The following is a 17,803-nucleotide window of genomic DNA, read 5'->3' as shown; positions in this document are numbered from 1 at the left end:
AGGCACCGCTCGCGCATCAACGGCATATTGATCGACTGCAACGTCGACGACATCCAGCAGGCAGCGCAGTTCTGGGCGGAGGCTCTGGGACGCCCGGTCGATCCCGATCATCCGGGTACGCGCGGCGACTACGTCATGCTTGAAAACCGGCCGGATGAGATCAGCGTCCAGATCCAGCGTGTCGACCACGAGAGCCGGATTCATCTCGACATCGAGACGGATGACATTCCCGCCGAAGTCGCCCGGCTCGAGAAGCTTGGAGCGAAAATCCACAAGCACATGGAGCGGTGGGTGGTCTTGGAGGCGCCGAGCGGCCAGCGCTTCTGCATTGTGCGTGTGCAGCGCGAAGGCTTTCCGAAAGGTGCGACCACCTGGGAGTCGCGAGGCTATTCTGCCGCGGTAACCTGCATCTGCGGTTGGATGCTCACCGGTCGCTCTTTCTCTTGCGCAGCCAGATATTGGTGTATCGCCGCGACGACCTGCGCGCCGTCGCCGACTGAAGCGGCCACGCGCTTCACCGACCCCGACCGCACGTCGCCGACCGCGAAGATGCCGCGTTTGTTCGTTTCCAACGGAAGACGTTCGTCCCCGCCCGTCAGTACGAAGCCGCGCCCGTCGAGCTTGAGGCCCGAGCTCTGCAGCCAGTCGGTGTTCGGCTCCGCGCCGATGAAGGAGAAGAGGAATCGGCAGGGGCGCGCCTCTTCGGTTCCGGACGAGCGATTCCGTAGCTCCACGCCTTCCAGCGCACCATCGGCTCCAGCGAGTCGAGCAACTTCCGACCCGATGACGACATCGACGTTCGGCAGGCTTTCGATCCGTTCGATCAGATATTGCGACATGGTGTCGCTAAGCGGCCGGCGCGCGACCAGTGTGACATGCTTTGCGCGGCTGGCGAGGAACACGGTCGCCTGGCCCGCGCTATTGCCTCCGCCGACCAGTGTGACCTCTTCATTCGCCGCAAGGTCGGCTTCCAGCGGCGAGGCCCAATAATGGACGGACGATCCCTCGAATTCGTCGAGACGGTCAACGGCCAGCCGGCGATAGCGCGCGCCCGTTGCGATGACGACCGATCGCGCCTGGATCCGCTCTCCGGTGGCGAGAAGCAGGTGGCAGGGATCGTTCCCGCATTCCAGCTTCACGGCTTCGTCCGGAATGGCGATCTCGACCCCGAACTTCTGCGCCTGGCTGAAGGCGCGGCCCATCAACGCCATTCCTGAAATGCCGGTCGGGAAGCCGAGATAATTTTCTATCCGCGCGGACGCTCCCGCTTGTCCACCGAAGGACCGGCAGTCGATCGTCAACACCGAAAGGCCTTCGGATGCAGCATAGACCGACGTTGCGAGGCCGGACGGGCCCGCCCCGATCACCGCGACATCGTAAAGCTTCTCGGCATTGATCGGGCCGACCAGCCCAACGCAGCGTGCGAGCTGGTGCTCGGTCGGATTGCGAAGGAGCTGCCCGCCCGGACAGAGCACGATCGGAAGTTCTTCCGACGACACTTGGAAGCGTTGGACCAAGGTCTCCGCACAGGAATCGCCGGTCGGATCGAGCCGCTGGTAGGGATGACCGTTCCGGCGGAGGAAATTCACTAGGCGAAGCACGTCGGCGTCGGCCTCGTCTCCGATGATGATGGGACCGGCGCCAGATTCGATCAGTCCTACCCGGCGCAGGATCAGAGCCCGCATGATGCGCTCGCCGAGCTCCGCCTCCGCGATCAGCAAGGCACGAAGCCGATCGGGAGCAATGGCAACGCCTTCGACTCCGGTCAGAGCGGTCGAATCAACGAGCACTGGCCGCCCCGAAAGCTGGGCCAGCTCTCCCGTGAAATTGCCGCGCGAGTGGGTGACGATATGCGGCGCCTTGCCGTCCTTCGCCGGCTCGGTGACTTCCACCTCGCCCGACAGGATCAGCATCAGCCCCGGTCCTGTCTCCCCGACCCGGCCGACCCTTTCTCCGGCGCGGAAGCTGCGCGGCTCCCCGAACTTGGAAAGCCGCGCAAGCTCGTCGTCGGTCAGGCGCGGGAACATCTGCGCCCCGCGCTCTGCAAACAGGGTACGCTGAGCGTCACTCATTCAACGGGAGCGGGGATTGGCTCGACGATCAGCCTCTCTTCCTCCTGCCGGTCGGCGCCGAAGTCCTCTCCGCGGATGAACGCCAGGATGTCCTTGTTGATCACGTCCGCGTGCGTCGTCGCCATGCCGTGCGGATAGCCCGGATAGGTCTTCAGCGTGCCGTTCTTCAGCAGCTTGGCCGAGAGCGGCGCCGAATCCGCATAGGGCACGACTTGATCGTCGCCGCCGTGGAGCACGGCGACCGGCACCTCGATTGCCTTCAGATCCTCAGTGAAATCGGTCTCCGAGAAAGCCTTGATGCAGTCGTAATGCGCCTTCGTTCCGCCCATCATTCCCTGGCGGAACCAGTTCTGGATCGTGCCTTGCGAGATCTGCGCGCCCGGTCGGTTGAAGCCGTAGAAAGGCCCACTGGCGATATCGAGATAGAGCTGCGCTCGGTTTGCCGCGAGGGCCGCGCGATAGCCGTCGAACGCCTCGATCGGGTCCCGCCGGGGTTCGACTCCTTCTTGACCATGACAGGCGGGACCGCGCCGATGATCACTGCCTTGGCGACCCGGCCCGGCTTGGCGCGAGCGACGTAATGAACGCATTCGCCTCCGCCGGTCGAATGCCCGACGTGGATGGCGTTCTTGAGATCGAGCTTCTCGACCAACTCCGCGACGTCGGCCGCGTAAGTGTCCATCTCATTGCCGGTGTCGGTCTGGGTCGAGCGCCCGTGGCCGCGCCGGTCGTGAGCGATCACGCGGAAGCCCTGATTGAGGAAGAAGATCATCTGCGCGTCCCAGTCGTCCGCGCTGAGCGGCCAGCCGTGATGGAAGAAGATCGGCTGAGCGTCCTTCGGACCCCAGTCCTTGAAGAAGATCTCGGTGCCGTCGGTGGTGATGATGGTGCCCATACATGAGCCCTCCCGGGGGTGGAGTGCCGGCCAGCGAGACCGGCGTCGGCGTCTCGATTGGGACCGATTGGCGGGCAAATACTAGCTCGTCGAACGCACCGGACTCGGATCGTGACGTTGAAGGCCCGTAACAGGTTTCGCGTGACCGCGCGATGACGGCTTCATGGCGAATGGCGCGCAGCCGGAACGGCTTGGCGACGAGTGCCCGTTTGACCCTCTTCGCCATGCGTGGCAACGCCCCGACCATGTCCGATCAACCTCCCAGCCAGAAGACTTGGGGCGGCCGGTTCAGCGAAGCTGCGTCGGACCTGATGCAGCGGATCAACGCCTCAATCTCTTTCGACAAGAGGTTGTGGCGCGAGGATATTGCGGCATCGAAAGCCCACGCTGCGATGCTTCGGGATCAGGGGATCGTCGGACAGGCAGACGCGGCGGCTGTCCTCGAAGGCCTCGACCAGATCTCAAGAGAGTTCGAGCGCGATGGCGTGCCCGAGCGTGTCGAGCTCGAAGACATACACATGACGGTGGAGCATCGCCTTGCCGAGCTGATCGGGCCGGCAGCCGGGCGGCTGCACACGGCGCGCTCCCGCAACGATCAGGTCGCGACGGACTTCCGCTTATGGGTGCGCAATGCGTGCGACGAGGCCGTAGGCGCCATCCACGGGCTTCAGCGGGCCCTTGTCGAGCGCGCCGAGGATCATGCCGACACGGTGATGCCGGGCTTCACTCACCTGCAGGTCGCCCAGCCAGTCACGCTCGGCCACCATCTGCTGGCCTATTTCGAAATGCTCCAGCGGGATGTCTCGCGCTTCTCCGACGCTCGAACGCGTATGAACGAGAGCCCGCTCGGCAGCGCGGCGCTTGCGGGGACGAGCTTCCCGATCGACCGGCACGAAGTCGCCGATGCGCTCGGCTTTGAGCGGCCTACGGCGAACAGTCTCGACAGCGTGTCCGATCGCGATTTCGCGCTCGATTACCTAACGGCCGCTTCCCAGTGCAGCCTGCACCTGTCACGGTTGGCGGAAGAGCTGATCATCTGGACCAGCCAGCAATTTGGTTTCGTAAAGCTGCCGGATGCCTTCTCGACCGGGTCCTCGATCATGCCGCAGAAGCGCAATCCAGATGCGGCGGAGCTGGTGCGCGGCCACAGCGGCCGGATCCTCGGTTGTCTCACGTCGCTGATGGTGACGATGAAGGGCCTGCCGCTCGCCTATTCGAAGGACATGCAGGACGACAAGGAGCCGGTGTTTGAAGCGCGCGACTTGCTGGCTCTGTCGCTCGAGGCGCTTGCCGGCATGATCGAGACGATCGAGTTCGTCCCGCAGCGGATGGCCGATGCGGCGGCGCTTGGCTTCTCGACCGCGACAGACCTTGCTGACTGGCTCGTGCGCGAGGCCGGAGTGCCATTCCGAGAGGCGCACCACATCACCGGTCGGGCGGTAAAGGCGGCGGAGGACCGGGGCTGCGACCTCGCCGATCTTCCGCTCGATGCGCTGAAAGAAATCGACGCGCGAATTGACGAGCGCGTTTTCGACGTGCTCAGCGTCGACGCCTCGGTTCGCAGCCGCACAAGCTACGGGGGAACTGCTCCGGAGCGCGTCCGCGAACAGGTAGCCGCCGCGAAGGTTGACCTAGGACTTTAAGCGCCGGTCGCGCTGGCCGAGCGTCCGCAGCCGCAATGCGTTCAGACGGATGAAGCCCGCCGCGTCGCGCTGGTCGTAGTCGCCGGTGCCCTCCTCGAAGGTGACGAGGTCCTGGTCGTAGAGCGAGTGCTCGCTCTCCCTGCCGATGACCGTCGCATTGCCCTTATAGAGCTTCATCGTGACTCGGCCGATGACATGCTCCTGGCTTTTGTCGATCGCGGCCTGGAGCATCTCCCGTTCCGGCGAGAACCAGAAGCCGTTGTAGATGAGGCTCGCATAGCGCGGCATCAGCTCGTCCTTGAGGTGCATCGCGCCGCCATCGACGGTGATGCTCTCGATCCCGCGATGCGCCGCCAGCAGGATCGTGCCGCCGGGCGTCTCGTACACGCCGCGCGATTTCATCCCGACAAACCGGTTCTCGACGAGGTCTAGGCGGCCGATGCCATTGTCGTGACCGAGCTTGTTGAGCCGCTCCAGCAACGTCGCCGGCGAAAGTTTCTCGCCATCGATCGCGACCGGATCGCCACGCTCGAAATCGATGGTGATCGTCGTCGCCTTGTCCGGCGCCTCCTCGGGCGAGATCGTCCGCTGATGAACATATTCCGGTGCGTCAATCGACGGATCCTCAAGCACCTTCCCCTCGGACGAAGAGTGAAGGAGATTCGCATCGATCGAGAAGGGCGCCTCGCCGCGCTTGTCCTTCGCGATCGGGATCTGGTGTTTCTCGGCGAAGTCGATCAGCGCCTCACGGCTCGCATGCTTCCACTCGCGCCACGGCGCGATCACCCTAATGTTTGGCTCCAGTGCGTAATAGCCTAGCTCGAACCGAACCTGGTCGTTCCCCTTGCCGGTCGCCCCGTGGCACACGGCGTCCGCGCCGACCTGCCGGGCAATCTCGATCTGCCTTTTCGCGATCAGGGGACGGGCAATGCTCGTCCCGAGCAAATATTGCCCTTCGTAAACAGTGTTCGCACGGAACATTGGAAAGACGAAGTCGCGAACGAACTCCTCGCGGAGGTCGTCGATGAAAATGTTCTCCGGCTTCACGCCCAGCATCTCGGCCTTCCGCCGCGCCGGCTCGACCTCCTCGCCTTGGCCGAGGTCCGCGGTGAAGGTCACGACCTCCGCATCATATTCGGTCTGCAGCCACTTCAGGATAATCGAGGTGTCGAGGCCGCCCGAATAGGCGAGCACAACCTTCGGCTTCTTGTTCGTCATGTCTGTCCTCGATTCAGGCGGCGGCGCCGGTCAGCCAGAGCATAGCTCCGCGCGCCGTATGCATCCGGTTCTCGGCCTGGCGCCAGACCGCGGAATTGGAGCCGTCGATCACGTCGGCCGTTACTTCCTCTCCCCGGCGAGCAGGCAGGCAGTGCAGGAAATGTGCGTTCGGTGCCCTGTGCATCAGGTCGGCATCGACCCGGTAGGGCGCGAAGACCTCGCGGCGTTCACGACTGTCCTCGTCGCCCATCGACACCCACACGTCCGAATAGACGATGTCGGCGCCGTCCATCGCCTCGGCGGGATCAACCACCTGATTGACCGCGAGCATCGGGCTTCCGAAGCCGAAGCCGGTGGGACTGGCGATGTTCAGCTCGGCTCCGAGCAGGGCGCAGCCTTCGGCGAGCGAGCGGGCGACGTTGTTCGCCTCCCCGATGAAGGCGATCCGAGCGCCCTCGATGCGGCCGAGCAGTTGCTTGATCGTCAGGAGATCGGCCAGAGCCTGCAAGGGATGATCGGTTGCTGAAAGCATGTTGAGCACCGGCGCGACATTCACCGCCGCCATCTGCTCAAGGAGGGCGTGGTCGAACACGCGCGCGGCGATGATCGCGTGATAGCAGGCGAGCGTGCGGGTGACGTCCTCGACGCTTTCGCGTTCGCCGATCCCAAGCTCGTTCGGCTGCAGATAGACGGGGTGCCCGCCAAGTTGGGCCGACGCGACCTCCATCGAGTTGCGAGTTCGCGCGCTAGGCTTCTCGAAATAGAGAGCCACGCCCTTGTGCTGAAGGACGTGGGTGTATGGCGCCTCGGACAGCGCAAGGATCGAATTGAGGTCATCCGCCGACAAATCACGGATGGCGAGGAGATGCTTCACCAGCTCGCCTCCCGCTTTACCATCGTGCCGACGCCGTGGTCGGTCAGAAGCTCGATCAGCAGCGAATGATGGACGCGACCGTCGATGATGTGCGCGAAGCCCACCCCTTGATCGACCGCGTCCGCGCAGGCCTTCAGTTTCGGAATCATGCCCTTGCCAACGCTTTCGTGCTCGATCCGGCCGCGGAGCTCGGTCGAGGTCAGGCGAGGGATGAGCGTGCTTTCGTCCTTCGGGTCTTCGAGGAGGCCCGGTACTGCAGTGAGGTAGACGATCTTCTCCGCGTGCATGGCGACGGCAATCGCCCGCGCCGCCTCGTCCGCATTGACGTTGTACGGCTGGCCCTCGAGATTTGCTCCGACCGTCGAGACGACGGGGGTCAGTCCGTCATCGAGAAGGCGGTGGAGCAGCTCCGCACGGACGCCTGTGACGTTGCCGACGAAGCCCAGAGCGGAATCCGCCGGCGTGACTGTCAGCAATCCCGCATCCTCGCCCGACACCCCGACCGCGACGGGCTCCTCGCCAGCCTGGCTGTTGATCGTTGCGACGAGATCGCGGTTGATCTTTCCGACCAGGACCATCCGGACAATCTCGAGGGTTTCCGCGTCGGTGACGCGAAGGCCATCCCGGAATTCCGGTTCCTTGCCGACGCGGCGGAGCATGGTGTCGACCTGCGGCCCGCCGCCATGCACCAGCACACAGCGCACTCCGACGCTCCGCAGCAGGAGGACGTCCTGCGCGAGCGCAAGGTCGGACTCGCGGTCGATCGCCGCTCCACCGAGCTTTACGACGACCGACTTTCCGGCCCACTGCCGGATGTACGGCAGCGCCTCGACGAGGATGTGCGCGGTCTCGCTCGGGTCATGAGGTCTTGCTATTCTCTTTGATGTAACCGGGGCCGAGATCGATCCCGATCATCCGGGCGGACGCCTTGCCGGCACCGAGGTGGACCTCGATCTGGACCTCTTCGCCCATCATGTGCCGGGCGAGCGCGACGCCGTCGTGCGCGATGCCCGCGCCGCCCCTGGCGACGACGATCCCGCCATAGGCCACGCGCGACTTGGCGACGTCCATGTCGACGCCCGCGGAGCCAGCGGCGGCCATCAGCCGTCCCCAGTAAGGGTCGCCGCCGTACCAGCTGCACTTCACCAGATTGTTCTCGACGATGTTCTTGGCTGCGATCTTCGCCTCATTGTCGTTGGCCGCGCCGGTGACGATCAGCCGCGCGATGCGGGTCATGCCCTCGGCGTCGCGCGCCATCTGCATGGTCAGGTCCTCGCAGGCGGCGAGGAGGGCATTGCCGAACTCCTCGTGGCTCGCCTTGCCGCGGCGGCCCGATGCCAGCACCATTGCTGTGTCGTTGGTCGAGGTCGCGCCGTCGACATTGAGCGTGTTGAACGTGGCGTCGGAGGCCGAACGCAACACCTTCTGAATGAATTCGCGCGGCACGTCGGCGTCCGTGGTCAGGAACGCCAGCATCGTCGCCATGTTCGGCGCAATCATCCCGCAGCCCTTGGCCATTCCGCCGATCGTGAAGGTCGAGCCCTTGATCAGCACTTCCTTCGGATTGTGATCGGTGGTCAGGATTCCGCGAGCTGCATCATGGCCGCCTTCGACCGACAGCCTCTTGGCGAGCTTTGGCGTGGCGTGCAGGATCGGCTCCATGGGCAAGGGCGTGCCGATGATGCCGGTCGAGCAGACCAAGACCTGCGACGCGTCGACCCCCAAAGCGTCGCCGGCAGCCGCGCCCATCAGCTGGGCGTCCTTGTATCCCGGCGCACCTGTCCCGGCGTTCGCATTTCCGGAGTTGACGATGACGGCCGTCACGCGCCCGCCGTTGGCGGCGAGCAGCTTGCGGTCCAGCTCGACCGGCGGCGCGGCGAACTTGTTCTGCGTGAAAACGGCCGCGCACGCCACCGACTGGCGATCTTCGGTCGCGAGCAGGGCCATGTCGAAGCGCCGCTTCTTGATGCCGGCGTGGCAGCCGGCCGCGACGAACCCTTCGGCCGCGGTTACGCTCATGGATAGACTCCGATTGCAGTAAGCCCGGCGGTCTCTTCGAGGCCGAGCATGAGATTGGCGCACTGGACCATCTGGCCCCCCGCGCCCTTTCCGAGATTGTCGATCGCCGAGAGGGCGAGCACGCGTCCGGTCCGGTTGTCGTAGCGCGCCGTGACCTGAACCCCGTTCGAGCCTGACACCCACTTGGTCGCGGGCGAAGCGTCCGTGACGTGGAAAAAGGGCTCGTCCGCATAAGCCGCCCTGAGCGTCTCCAGGGGATCGCCTTCGCCGGTCGCCTCACCGTAGCAGGTCGCGAGGATTCCCCGGGTCATCGGCACGAGATGGGGCGTGAACAGCACCGTCGCGTCCAGCGCCATTTCCATTTCAGCGGTGTGGCGGTGGTTGAGCAGCCCATAAGCCGAGAAGCTGCCGTCGACCGTGCTGAAGCCCGTCGCTTCCTTCGCTTCGCGACCGGCCCCGCTGACGCCAGAAGCGGCGTCGACGATCAGGCTCTTTGGGTTGACGAGTCCGCTGTCCACCAGGGGTTTCAACGCGAGGATCGCAGCGGTGGCGTAGCATCCGGCGGCGGCTACCGCTTTCGAGCCACGGATCGCCGCGCGGTTGAGTTCGGGAATGCCGTAGACGAACTCGCCAAGCAGGGCGGGCGCCTTGTGCGCGTGGCCGTACCAGCGCTCGTAGGTCGCGGCATTGTTGAGGCGGAAGTCTGCGCCGAGATCGACGAAGGGGATGCCACGTTCGAGGATGGTGGGCGCAACGTCTTGGCTGTGCCCGTGGGGCAAAGCGGCGAGGATCAAATCGACATCCGCCAGCGCCGCCTCGTCGAACTTCTCGAACGATCCTGCATAAAATGGCGCAAGATGTGGATGCGTTTCCGCAACCGGCCGGCCGGCCTTGCTCTCGCCGAACAGCTTCGCTGCGTGCAGCTGTGGGTGCGCCGCGAGAAGACGCAGCAGCTCGCCGCCGACATAGCCCGAGGCTCCAAGAATGGCCGTCCGAATCATGAGGCGGCTCCTATTCACTGATTTGCATAAATATGCAAGTTAGTGCATAGGCAACGCATGAGTGAGCTCAAGGAACGACGACAGCGCGCGGTCGCGGACCTCATCCGCGCCAACGCCCTCGCGAGTCAGGAAGAGGTCGCTGCGCGCCTCGCGGGTCTCGGCTTCGAAGTAACCCAGGCGACCGTGTCGCGAGACCTCGAGCAGCTCGGAGCGCTCAAGGTCCGCCGCGACGGCCGGATCAGCTACACGCTTCCCGACCAGCTTCCTGCCAATGGAGCCACGGCTTCGCGGCTCGCGTTAGTGCTGCGCGACTGGGTCCGCTCGATCGACGTCGCTGCGACCATTGTTGTCCTCAGGACCCCGCCGGGTTCAGCGCATCTCGTCGGTGTCGCTCTCGACGAATCCCCCTTCGCGGAGATCGTTGGAACCATCTGCGGCGACGATACGATCTTCGTCGCCTGCCGAAGCACAGGAGATGCGGAAGCCCTTGCAGCGAAGCTCAAGGCCGTACCGTCGGGCCAGCTTCAGTAGCCAATAAGAAAAGGGCCGCCCCGGCGGGACGGCCCTTCAAGTCTTCCACGAAAGTCCGGCGCGTTTAGCCGAGCATTTCCTGCTCGAGCTTCTTCGCCATCTCTTCGATGTTCTCCGGCGGCCAGCCAGGGATGTCCATGCCGAGGCGCAGGCCCATCGAGGCAAGGACTTCCTTGATCTCGTTGAGGCTCTTGCGGCCGAAGTTCGGCGTGCGGAGCATCTCGGCCTCGGTCTTCTGAACGAGGTCGCCGATGTAGATGATGTTGTCGTTCTTCAGGCAGTTCGCCGAACGGACCGAAAGCTCCAGCTCGTCGACCTTCTTGAGAAGGTAGCGGTTGAGCTGGTTGGCGTCAGTGGTCGTCTCGGCAGCAGACGGGACCGCAATACCGGCCGTCATCGGCGCAGCTGCACGGACCTGGCCCTCGTCGAAGTGGACGAACAGCTGCAGCTGGTCCTGGAGGATGCGGGCCGCATAAGCGAGCGCGTCTTCCGGGGTCACCGTGCCGTCGGTTTCGATTGTCAGGTTGAGCTTGTCGTAGTCGAGCTCCTGACCGACGCGGGTGTTCTCGACCTTGTACGCAACCTGGCGGACCGGGCTGTACAGAGCGTCGACCGGGATGAGCCCGATCGGAGCGTCGACCGGACGGTTGGCGGCGGCCGGGACGTAGCCCTTACCGATGTCGACGGTCAGCTCCATGTTGAGCGTCGCGCCGTCGTCGAGGTGGCAGATCACGAGATCCGGGTTGGTGACTTCGATGTCACCCGTTGCCTGGATCATGCCCGCGGTGACTTCCGCCGGACCGGTTGCGGAGAGCGCAAGCCGCTTCGGACCTTCGCCTTCCATCTTAAGGGCGATTTGCTTCACGTTGAGCACGATGTCAGTCACGTCCTCGCGGACACCCGCGAGGCTCGAGAACTCGTGCAGCACACCTTCGATCTTGATCGACGTGACTGCCGCGCCCTGAAGCGACGACAGAAGCACGCGGCGCAGCGAGTTGCCGAGCGTCATTCCGAAACCGCGCTCCAGCGGCTCGGCGACGAAAACGGCGCGGCGGCGAGCATCGCCCGCGCCCTGCTTGCGCTCCAGCGCGTTCGGCTTCTTGAGTTCCTGCCAGTTCTTCGCGTTGACAGCCATGTTGTTTCCCTAGCCCTGGGCGGAAGAGGTGGGGTTCCGCCCGATAATTTCAAACTGCCGCTGGAAACCACCCAGCGGCGGCGGCCGCGTTGGTTAGACGCGGCGCCTCTTGCTCGGACGGACGCCGTTGTGCGGGATCGGCGTGACGTCGCGGATTGATGTGATCGTGAAACCGACCGCCTGCAGCGCACGAAGGGCGCTCTCGCGGCCCGAACCCGGACCCTTGACTTCGACCTCGAGCGTGCGGACGCCGTGCTCGGCGGCCTTCTTGCCCGCGTCTTCCGCGGCAACCTGAGCGGCGTACGGAGTCGACTTGCGGCTTCCCTTGAAGCCCATCATTCCGGCGCTCGACCAGGCAATCGCATTGCCCTGCGCGTCGGTGATGGTGATCATGGTATTGTTGAAGCTGGCGTTCACGTGAGCGACGCCGGCTGAGATGTTCTTGCGTTCCCGCCTGCGGAGGCGCTGTGGTTCGCGTGCCATTCGAAAATTCCTGTCATCCATTCGCCCGACCGAGGGTCCAAGGCGAAGTTAAACCCTTGGAAGAAGCTTACTTCTTCTTACCGGCGATCGGCTTGGCCTTGCCCTTGCGAGTGCGCGCATTCGTGTGCGTGCGCTGGCCGCGGACCGGGAGGCCCTTGCGGTGGCGGAGGCCACGGTAGCAGGCGAGATCCATGAGCCGCTTGATGTTCATCGCGGTCTCGCGGCGAAGGTCGCCCTCGACGCTGTAGTCGCGGTCGATCGTCTCGCGGATGTGCAGGACTTCCTGATCGGTCAGGTCCTGGACCCGGCGCTCAGGGGTGATCCCCAGCTTGCCGATGATTTCCTTGGCCGTCGTGCGGCCAATGCCGTGGATGTAGGTCAGCGCAATTTCAACGCGCTTGTTGGTGGGGATGTTAACCCCGGCAATACGAGCCATTCTTCACCCTTCTTCAGCTCCACAGGCGCCGATGGCTCAGAGCGAAATACCCCGGCAATCGAAACCCATCTCGTCGCTTGTTAGGCCCGCTCCAAACGAAAAACCGACGCGCGCACGAATGCGCCGCCGGAACCGGTGGATCGGGATAGGAGCGAAATAGGATTTGGGACCCTTTAAGTCAAGCGGTTCGCCGTGTAGCCGCGCGGGTCGATGAACGAGAAGCGAATCCACGGCCTGTTTGTGCTTAGCGTCGGGCTGAAGGGCTTCTACGCGCTGATCGAAATGGCGAGCGGCGTGGCGCTCTACCTCGTCGCTCATGAATCGATCATCAATTTCCTGGGCGAATTCATCACCGATGAGCGGTTGCAGGACCCGCAGGACTGGGTGGCAAGCACGGCCTTGAAGCTGGCGCAGGGCTTTTCGCTCGAGACCCAGCACTTCTACGCATTCTATCTCTTCACCCATGGGCTGCTGAAGCTTGCCGTCGTCGTCGGCCTGCTTCGCGAGAAGCTGTGGGCCTATCCCGCCTGCTTCGTCGTCTTCGGCGCCTTCATCGCCTATCAGCTCTACCGCTACAGCTTCACCCACGACGTCGGGCTGGTCCTACTGTCGATCCTCGATGCCTTCGTGATCGTGCTCGCATGGCACGAATATCGGCTTCTTAAGAAGCACCTCCCGACGCACTGATTTGCCGCGCCTGCGAAGCGCCGATACAGCTTGCGCCCAATGCAGCGGCTGTACCACGACGAACCTATCCCCAAAGAGCTTCGCGGCGCGGTCGTCGCGCTCGGCAATTTCGACGGCTTCCACCTCGGCCATCAGGCGGTCGTGAACCGCGCGATCGCGCTCGGCTTCCACATGCGGCGGCCGGTGATCGTCGCGACCTTCGATCCCCATCCGGTGCGGCATTTCAAGCCGGACATCCCACCCTTTCGGCTGACGACCCTCGACCAGCGCGAAAGCCTGTTCGCCCATGCGGGGGCCGACGCGATGCTGGTCTTCCGCTTCGGCGGGGAGCTTGCGGGAACGACTGCGGAGGATTTCGTTGCGGATATCCTTGGCAAGAGGATCGGCGCCTCGGGCGTCGTGACCGGCGAGGACTTCACCTTCGGCAAGGGAAGGGGCGGCAACACGACGGTGCTCCGCGAAGTCGGAGCGCAGCACGGGATTACCGCCGAGACGGTCGGAGCGGTGCTTGTCGACGGCGAGCGGGTCGCGTCCGGGCGCATCCGCGAGGCGTTGGCGGCCGCCAATACGGCGAAGGCGACGCGGCTCCTCACCCGCGATTTTGCGGTCGAGGGCATTGTCGAGCGCGGCGATCAGCGCGGCCGCGAGCTCGGCTATCCTACCGCCAATCTCCGGCTCGGCGATTATCAGCGGCCGCGCTACGGCATCTATGCGGTCCGCGTGACGCTCGACGATGGTACCGAGCATCCCGGTGTCGCCAGCTTCGGGATCCGCCCTACGTTCGAGCCCGCCGTGGAGCTCCTCGAAGCGCATCTGTTCGACCAGACGCCCGACCTCTACGGCCGAAAGATCGAGGTCGCGCTCCACGCCTTCATTCGCGACGAAAAGAAGTTCGACAACCTCGACGCGCTGGTCGAGCACATGCGGGGCGACGAGGCAGAGGCGCGCAAGCTGCTGGCGCTGCCCGAATAAGCGCGGTTTGCAATCCGGGACGCCCCCGCTAGAGCCGCGCGCAATGGCCGACAGCCCTGACACCACTGAAGTGAAGCGGGATTATCGCCCGACCGTCTTCCTGCCCAAGACCGACTTTCCGATGAAAGCCGGCCTGCCGCAGAAGGAGCCGGCGATTCTTGCCCGCTGGCTGGAAGGCGACATCTACCAGCAGGTCCGCGCCAGCCGCGCCGGCCGCGAGAAGTTCATCCTTCACGACGGCCCGCCGTACGCCAATGGCGACATGCACATCGGCCATGCGCTGAATCACATCCTGAAGGACATGGTCGTCCGCACTCAGACGTTGCTGGGCAAAGACGCACCCTACGTGCCCGGCTGGGACTGCCACGGGCTTCCGATCGAATGGAAGGTCGAGGAGCAGTACCGCAAGAAGAAGCTCAACAAGGACGAGGTGCCGGTCAAGGAATTCCGCGCCGAGTGCCGCGCCTATGCCCAGCATTGGGTCGACACGCAGCGCGAGCAGCTGAAGCGGCTCGGCATCGGCGGCGACTGGGACCATCCCTATTTGACGATGGATTTCCAGGCGGAGGCGACGATCGTCGCGGAGCTGATGAAGTTCGCCGAGAGCGGGCAGGTATATCGGGGCGCCAAGCCGGTCATGTGGTCGCCGGTCGAGAAGACCGCGCTGGCCGAGGCCGAGATCGAATATGAGGACATCACCTCGACGCAGATCGATGTGGCGTTCGAGATCGTCGAGAGCCCGATACCCGAGCTGGTTGGCGCTCATGCGGTCGTGTGGACGACGACGCCGTGGACGATTCCGGTCAACCAGGGGATCGCCTATGGGCCGGACGTTGAATACGTCCTCGTGAGCGTGAAGGCCGGTCTCCACGAGGGCCCAGCCGTCAACCCGTCTGTGGGCCGTCGACTGCTTGTAGCTAAAGGCTTACTCCCGCAGGTCGTTGATCGCTTGCAGAAGCTCACCGTCGAGATCGAGAAGCAGTTCAAGGGCTCTGAGCTCGCCGGCACCATCGCCCGCCACCCCATGCATAAGCTCGGCGGCTTTTTCGCCAAGCCGCGGCCGTTCCTGCCGGGCGACTTCGTCACCACCGACCAGGGCACGGGGCTCGTTCACATGGCGCCCGACCATGGCGAGGACGACTTCGAGCTGTGCAAGGCGAACGGCATCGACCCGGTCTTCGCGGTCGATGCGGCGGGCTTCTACCGGCCCGACTGGCTGTGGCTCGGCGGGCAGGGCAGCGTCATCAATAACAAGTTCAACGCGCCGGACGGGCCGATCTGCACGGACCTGCGCGAGGCCGGTGCTTTGCTCGCCGCCAGCGCGGACTTCCAGCACAGCTATCCGCATTCGTGGCGGTCGAAGGCCAAGGTCATCTACCGCTGCACGCCGCAATGGTTCGTCGCGATGGACCGACCGCTGCCCAGCTATCATTGCGAAAGCTTCGCCGAGCAGCGTTGGGACAATGAGGGCGGGGCGGTCGAGCATACGCCGACGCTTCGCCAGCTGGCGATGCGCGCTATCGCCGACACTCGCTTCGTTCCCGAAAAGGGCCGCAACCGCATCGGCTCGATGGTCGAGGGTCGTCCGGACTGGGTGCTCAGCCGCCAGCGCGCCTGGGGTGTGCCGATCGCACTCTTCGTCGATCGCAAGACCGGCCAGCTGCTCGTCGACCATGAGGTAAACCAGCGCATCGTCGCCGCCATTCGCGAGCAGGGGGTCGATGCCTGGGACGCGGAGAATGCCGCCGCCTTTCTCGGCAATCGCAACCCCGACGATTACGAGATGGTCACCGACATTCTCGACGTCTGGTTCGACAGCGGCTCGACCCACGCCTTTGTGCTGGAGAGCGGCCGCTGGCCCGAGCAACGCTGGCCCGCCGATCTCTATCTCGAAGGCTCGGACCAGCATCGCGGCTGGTTCCAGTCCTCGCTTCTCGAAAGCTGCGGAACGCGCGGCCGGGCGCCGTTCAACGCCGTCCTGACCCATGGCTTCACGATGGATGCCAAGGGCCTCAAGATGTCGAAGAGCCTCGGCAATACGGTCAATCCGCTCGACCTGATGAAGGAGCATGGCGCCGACATCCTGCGGTTGTGGGCGCTCTCGGTCGATTTCACCGAGGACCACCGCATCGGCAAGGAAATCCTCGCCGGCGTCGCCGACCAATACCGCAAGCTCCGCAACACCTTCCGCTATCTGCTCGGCGCGCTCGCCGACTTCCGCGAGGAGGAGAAGGTCGGCATCGAGGCAATGCCGGAGCTGGAGCTGTACATGCTCCACCTGACCGCGGAGCTGGACAAGAAGCTGCGCCAGGCGGTCAACGACTTCGACTTCAACACCTACACGCGGCTGCTGTCGGACTTCGCCAACAACGATCTTTCGGCCTTCTATTTCGATATCCGCAAGGACGTCCTCTACTGCGAAGTGAATGCGGAGACAGGCTTCCAGACGGACAAGCGGCGCGCGTATCGCACCGTTCTCGACGAGCTGTTCCAGGGGCTGGTGCGTTGGCTCGCGCCCGTGCTGGTGTTCACCACCGAGGAGGTTTGGGGCACGCGCTATCCGGAGGCGAAGTCCGTGCATCTGGTCGAATGGCCGGAGATCCCGGACGTTCCCGCCGATGACGGACGCTGGGCCAAGCTCCGCGAGCTTCGGACGCAGGTCACGGAAGCTATCGAGCCGCTCCGCCGCGACAAGGTCATCGGCTCCAGCCTTCAGGCGGTGGTCACGGTTCCCGAGCTGGCCGCGTCCCCCGACGCGCTGGCCGAACTGTTCATCGTCTCGTCAGTGAGCGCGGGCGATGCGCTGCGGGTGGATGAAACGGATAATCACAAGTGCGGCCGCTGCTGGCGCTACCTCCCGGAAGTGAAGGAAGACGGCGAGCTCTGCGCGCGCTGCGAGGAAGTGCTGGATGCGTAAGGGCGCTATCGGCTTCAGCATCGCCGCGATCGTCTTCGTGCTCGAGCAGATCACCAAGTGGGTCGTGCTTGGCCCGCTCGACCTGCGCAACACGCAGTCCGTTGAAGTGCTGCCGATCTTCCGGCTGAATTACACCGAAAACCACGGAATCTCGCTCGGCCTGTTCCAGGCGTCGAGCGACGCGATGCGCTGGGTCCTGGTGCTCGTCACCGCGGCGATCGCGGTCGGCGTCGCCTGGTGGATCGGGCGAGAGGAAAAGCGCTGGGACCAGATCGCGCTCGGGATGGTTCTCGGTGGTGCGCTCGGGAATATCCTCGACCGGGTGCGCCATGGGTATGTCGTCGACTTCGCCGATTTGCACTTCGGCGACTTTCGTCCCTTTTTCATCTTCAATGTCGCCGATGCAGCCATTAGCATTGGCGTCGCCATCCTGTTACTGCGGGCCTTCCTGGTTAAGGATCGGCCAAAGGAGAATGCCGAACATGCGTAAAATCATCCCGCTCCTGGCCCTTTCGGCAGTCGCCCTGAGCGGTTGCTCGATCCTGAGCGGCAAGCGCGCCGGACCTGACGAATTCCAGGTCGCCCGCAACGCGCCGCTCGTCATTCCGCCGGATTACACGCTGACGCCGCCCGTCGCGGGCACGGCCGCCCTGACTCCGCAGGACGCTCAGCAGCAGGCTATCGACGCCCTGTTCGGTGGGCCGGCTCCGCGCAGTCAGAGCGAATATAATTTGCTCGAAAAGGCAGGCCGCGACCGCACGCAGGTCGGCGCCCGCTCGACGGCCGGCGATCCCGATACTCGCGTTGTCGACAAGGGCCCGGTGACGACCGCAATCCTGAACGCTCCGGAAGCGGACGGCCAGGTCGCGTCGGCGCAGGTCCCGCAGTAAAGGATACTATTCTGGACGTCCGGGGGAACG

General features: G+C 64.4%; 17 protein-coding genes and 2 pseudogenes. 9 read left to right on the top strand and 10 right to left on the bottom strand.

The features are described 5' to 3' along the window. Nucleotides 1–27: 27 nt before the first annotated feature. Nucleotides 28–273, top strand: a pseudogene (locus H9L14_RS10670) (VOC family protein); the annotation flags it as partial. A gap of 113 nt (nt 274–386) precedes the next feature. On the opposite strand, the gene H9L14_RS10665 reads toward H9L14_RS10670, so the two are convergent. Further along, nucleotides 387–2,072, bottom strand: a complete 1,686-nt coding sequence (locus H9L14_RS10665; RefSeq protein ID WP_187708078.1) for an FAD-dependent oxidoreductase — start codon at nt 2,070–2,072, stop codon at nt 387–389. Between the two features lie 71 nt (nt 2,073–2,143). Beyond that, a pseudogene (locus tag H9L14_RS10660) lies at nt 2,144–2,967 on the bottom strand (alpha/beta fold hydrolase); the annotation flags it as partial. A gap of 245 nt (nt 2,968–3,212) precedes the next feature. Between H9L14_RS10660 and argH the strand changes: the two are divergent. Beyond that, complete coding sequence (argH, locus tag H9L14_RS10655) at nt 3,213–4,610, top strand: argininosuccinate lyase (RefSeq protein ID WP_187709953.1); 1,398 nt, start codon at nt 3,213–3,215, stop codon at nt 4,608–4,610. On the opposite strand, the gene H9L14_RS10650 is transcribed toward argH, so the two are convergent. Genes H9L14_RS10650 through argB form a run of 3 tightly spaced genes read right to left on the bottom strand, consistent with a single transcriptional unit; the run spans nt 4,599 to nt 7,466 of the window. Then, on the bottom strand, nt 4,599–5,828 hold the full coding sequence (locus tag H9L14_RS10650) for an argininosuccinate synthase (protein ID WP_187708077.1): 1,230 nt from the start codon (nt 5,826–5,828) through the stop codon (nt 4,599–4,601). The two genes, argH and H9L14_RS10650, sit on opposite strands and share 12 nt — an antisense overlap. 13 nt (nt 5,829–5,841) lie before the next feature. Continuing rightward, nucleotides 5,842–6,702 carry an ornithine carbamoyltransferase gene (locus H9L14_RS10645; protein WP_187708076.1) on the bottom strand — a complete coding sequence of 287 codons (861 nt, stop codon included), beginning with the start codon at nt 6,700–6,702 and terminating at the stop codon, nt 5,842–5,844. Next, entirely contained in the window at nt 6,699–7,466 is a 768-nt protein-coding gene (argB, locus tag H9L14_RS10640; RefSeq protein WP_246444609.1) for an acetylglutamate kinase, read from the bottom strand. The genes H9L14_RS10645 and argB overlap by 4 nt, the downstream gene beginning before the upstream one ends. Between argB and H9L14_RS16020 the strand changes: the two genes are divergently transcribed. Further along, nucleotides 7,386–7,586: a hypothetical protein gene (locus tag H9L14_RS16020; protein WP_246444110.1), complete on the top strand. Its 201-nt coding sequence runs from the start codon at nt 7,386–7,388 to the stop codon at nt 7,584–7,586. The genes argB and H9L14_RS16020 overlap by 81 nt on opposite strands. Here H9L14_RS16020 and argJ read toward each other — a convergent pair. Continuing rightward, the gene (gene argJ, locus H9L14_RS10635; protein WP_187708075.1) at nt 7,561–8,721 is read right to left on the bottom strand and encodes a bifunctional glutamate N-acetyltransferase/amino-acid acetyltransferase ArgJ; all 1,161 of its coding nucleotides are present in this window, start codon (nt 8,719–8,721) and stop codon (nt 7,561–7,563) included. The genes H9L14_RS16020 and argJ overlap by 26 nt on opposite strands. Continuing rightward, complete coding sequence (gene argC, locus H9L14_RS10630) at nt 8,718–9,722, bottom strand: N-acetyl-gamma-glutamyl-phosphate reductase (protein ID WP_187708074.1); 1,005 nt, start codon at nt 9,720–9,722, stop codon at nt 8,718–8,720. Before argC ends, argJ begins: the two co-directional genes overlap by 4 nt. A gap of 57 nt (nt 9,723–9,779) precedes the next feature. Between argC and argR the strand changes: the two genes are divergently transcribed. Then, nucleotides 9,780–10,253, top strand: a complete 474-nt coding sequence (argR, locus tag H9L14_RS10625) for an arginine repressor (RefSeq protein ID WP_187708073.1) — start codon at nt 9,780–9,782, stop codon at nt 10,251–10,253. A 64-nt stretch (nt 10,254–10,317) separates the two neighbouring features. Here argR and H9L14_RS10620 read toward each other — a convergent pair whose 3' ends face one another. The 3 genes from H9L14_RS10620 to rpsM all read right to left on the bottom strand — a co-directional run bounded on the left by H9L14_RS10620 (nt 10,318) and on the right by rpsM (nt 12,307). Next, nucleotides 10,318–11,388 (bottom strand): DNA-directed RNA polymerase subunit alpha, encoded by a 1,071-nt coding sequence (locus H9L14_RS10620; RefSeq protein ID WP_187708072.1) that lies wholly within the window; start codon nt 11,386–11,388, stop codon nt 10,318–10,320. Nucleotides 11,389–11,481: 93 nt separating this feature from the next. Then, entirely contained in the window at nt 11,482–11,871 is a 390-nt protein-coding gene (rpsK, locus tag H9L14_RS10615; RefSeq protein ID WP_187708071.1) for a 30S ribosomal protein S11, read from the bottom strand. Nucleotides 11,872–11,938: 67 nt separating this feature from the next. Further along, entirely contained in the window at nt 11,939–12,307 is a 369-nt protein-coding gene (rpsM, locus tag H9L14_RS10610) for a 30S ribosomal protein S13 (protein WP_187708070.1), read from the bottom strand. A 210-nt stretch (nt 12,308–12,517) separates the two neighbouring features. Here rpsM and H9L14_RS10605 point away from each other — a divergent pair, with 210 nt between their 5' ends. Genes H9L14_RS10605 through H9L14_RS10585 form a run of 5 tightly spaced genes read left to right on the top strand, consistent with a single transcriptional unit; the run spans nt 12,518 to nt 17,773 of the window. Then, nucleotides 12,518–12,994: a DUF2127 domain-containing protein gene (locus H9L14_RS10605; protein WP_187708069.1), complete on the top strand. Its 477-nt coding sequence runs from the start codon at nt 12,518–12,520 to the stop codon at nt 12,992–12,994. A gap of 39 nt (nt 12,995–13,033) precedes the next feature. Beyond that, nucleotides 13,034–13,966: a bifunctional riboflavin kinase/FAD synthetase gene (locus H9L14_RS10600; protein ID WP_187708068.1), complete on the top strand. Its 933-nt coding sequence runs from the start codon at nt 13,034–13,036 to the stop codon at nt 13,964–13,966. A 43-nt stretch (nt 13,967–14,009) separates the two neighbouring features. After that, a complete protein-coding gene (gene ileS, locus H9L14_RS10595) occupies nt 14,010–16,883 on the top strand; it encodes an isoleucine--tRNA ligase (protein ID WP_187708067.1) in 2,874 nt (957 codons plus the stop codon). After that, nucleotides 16,876–17,373 carry a signal peptidase II gene (gene lspA / locus H9L14_RS10590; RefSeq protein ID WP_187708066.1) on the top strand — a complete coding sequence of 166 codons (498 nt, stop codon included), beginning with the start codon at nt 16,876–16,878 and terminating at the stop codon, nt 17,371–17,373. The genes ileS and lspA overlap by 8 nt, the downstream gene beginning before the upstream one ends. After that, nucleotides 17,366–17,773, top strand: coding sequence for a DUF3035 domain-containing protein (locus tag H9L14_RS10585; protein ID WP_187708065.1), 408 nt, complete (start codon nt 17,366–17,368; stop codon nt 17,771–17,773). Before lspA ends, H9L14_RS10585 begins: the two co-directional genes overlap by 8 nt. Nucleotides 17,774–17,803: the final 30 nt, after the last annotated feature.

Source organism: Sphingomonas sediminicola (genome assembly GCF_014489515.1).
GTDB classification, from domain to species: Bacteria; Pseudomonadota; Alphaproteobacteria; order Sphingomonadales; family Sphingomonadaceae; genus Sphingomicrobium; species Sphingomicrobium sediminicola.
Note: the sequence above shows the minus strand (reverse complement) of the source record. Positions and strands in the feature narration are given on the sequence as shown.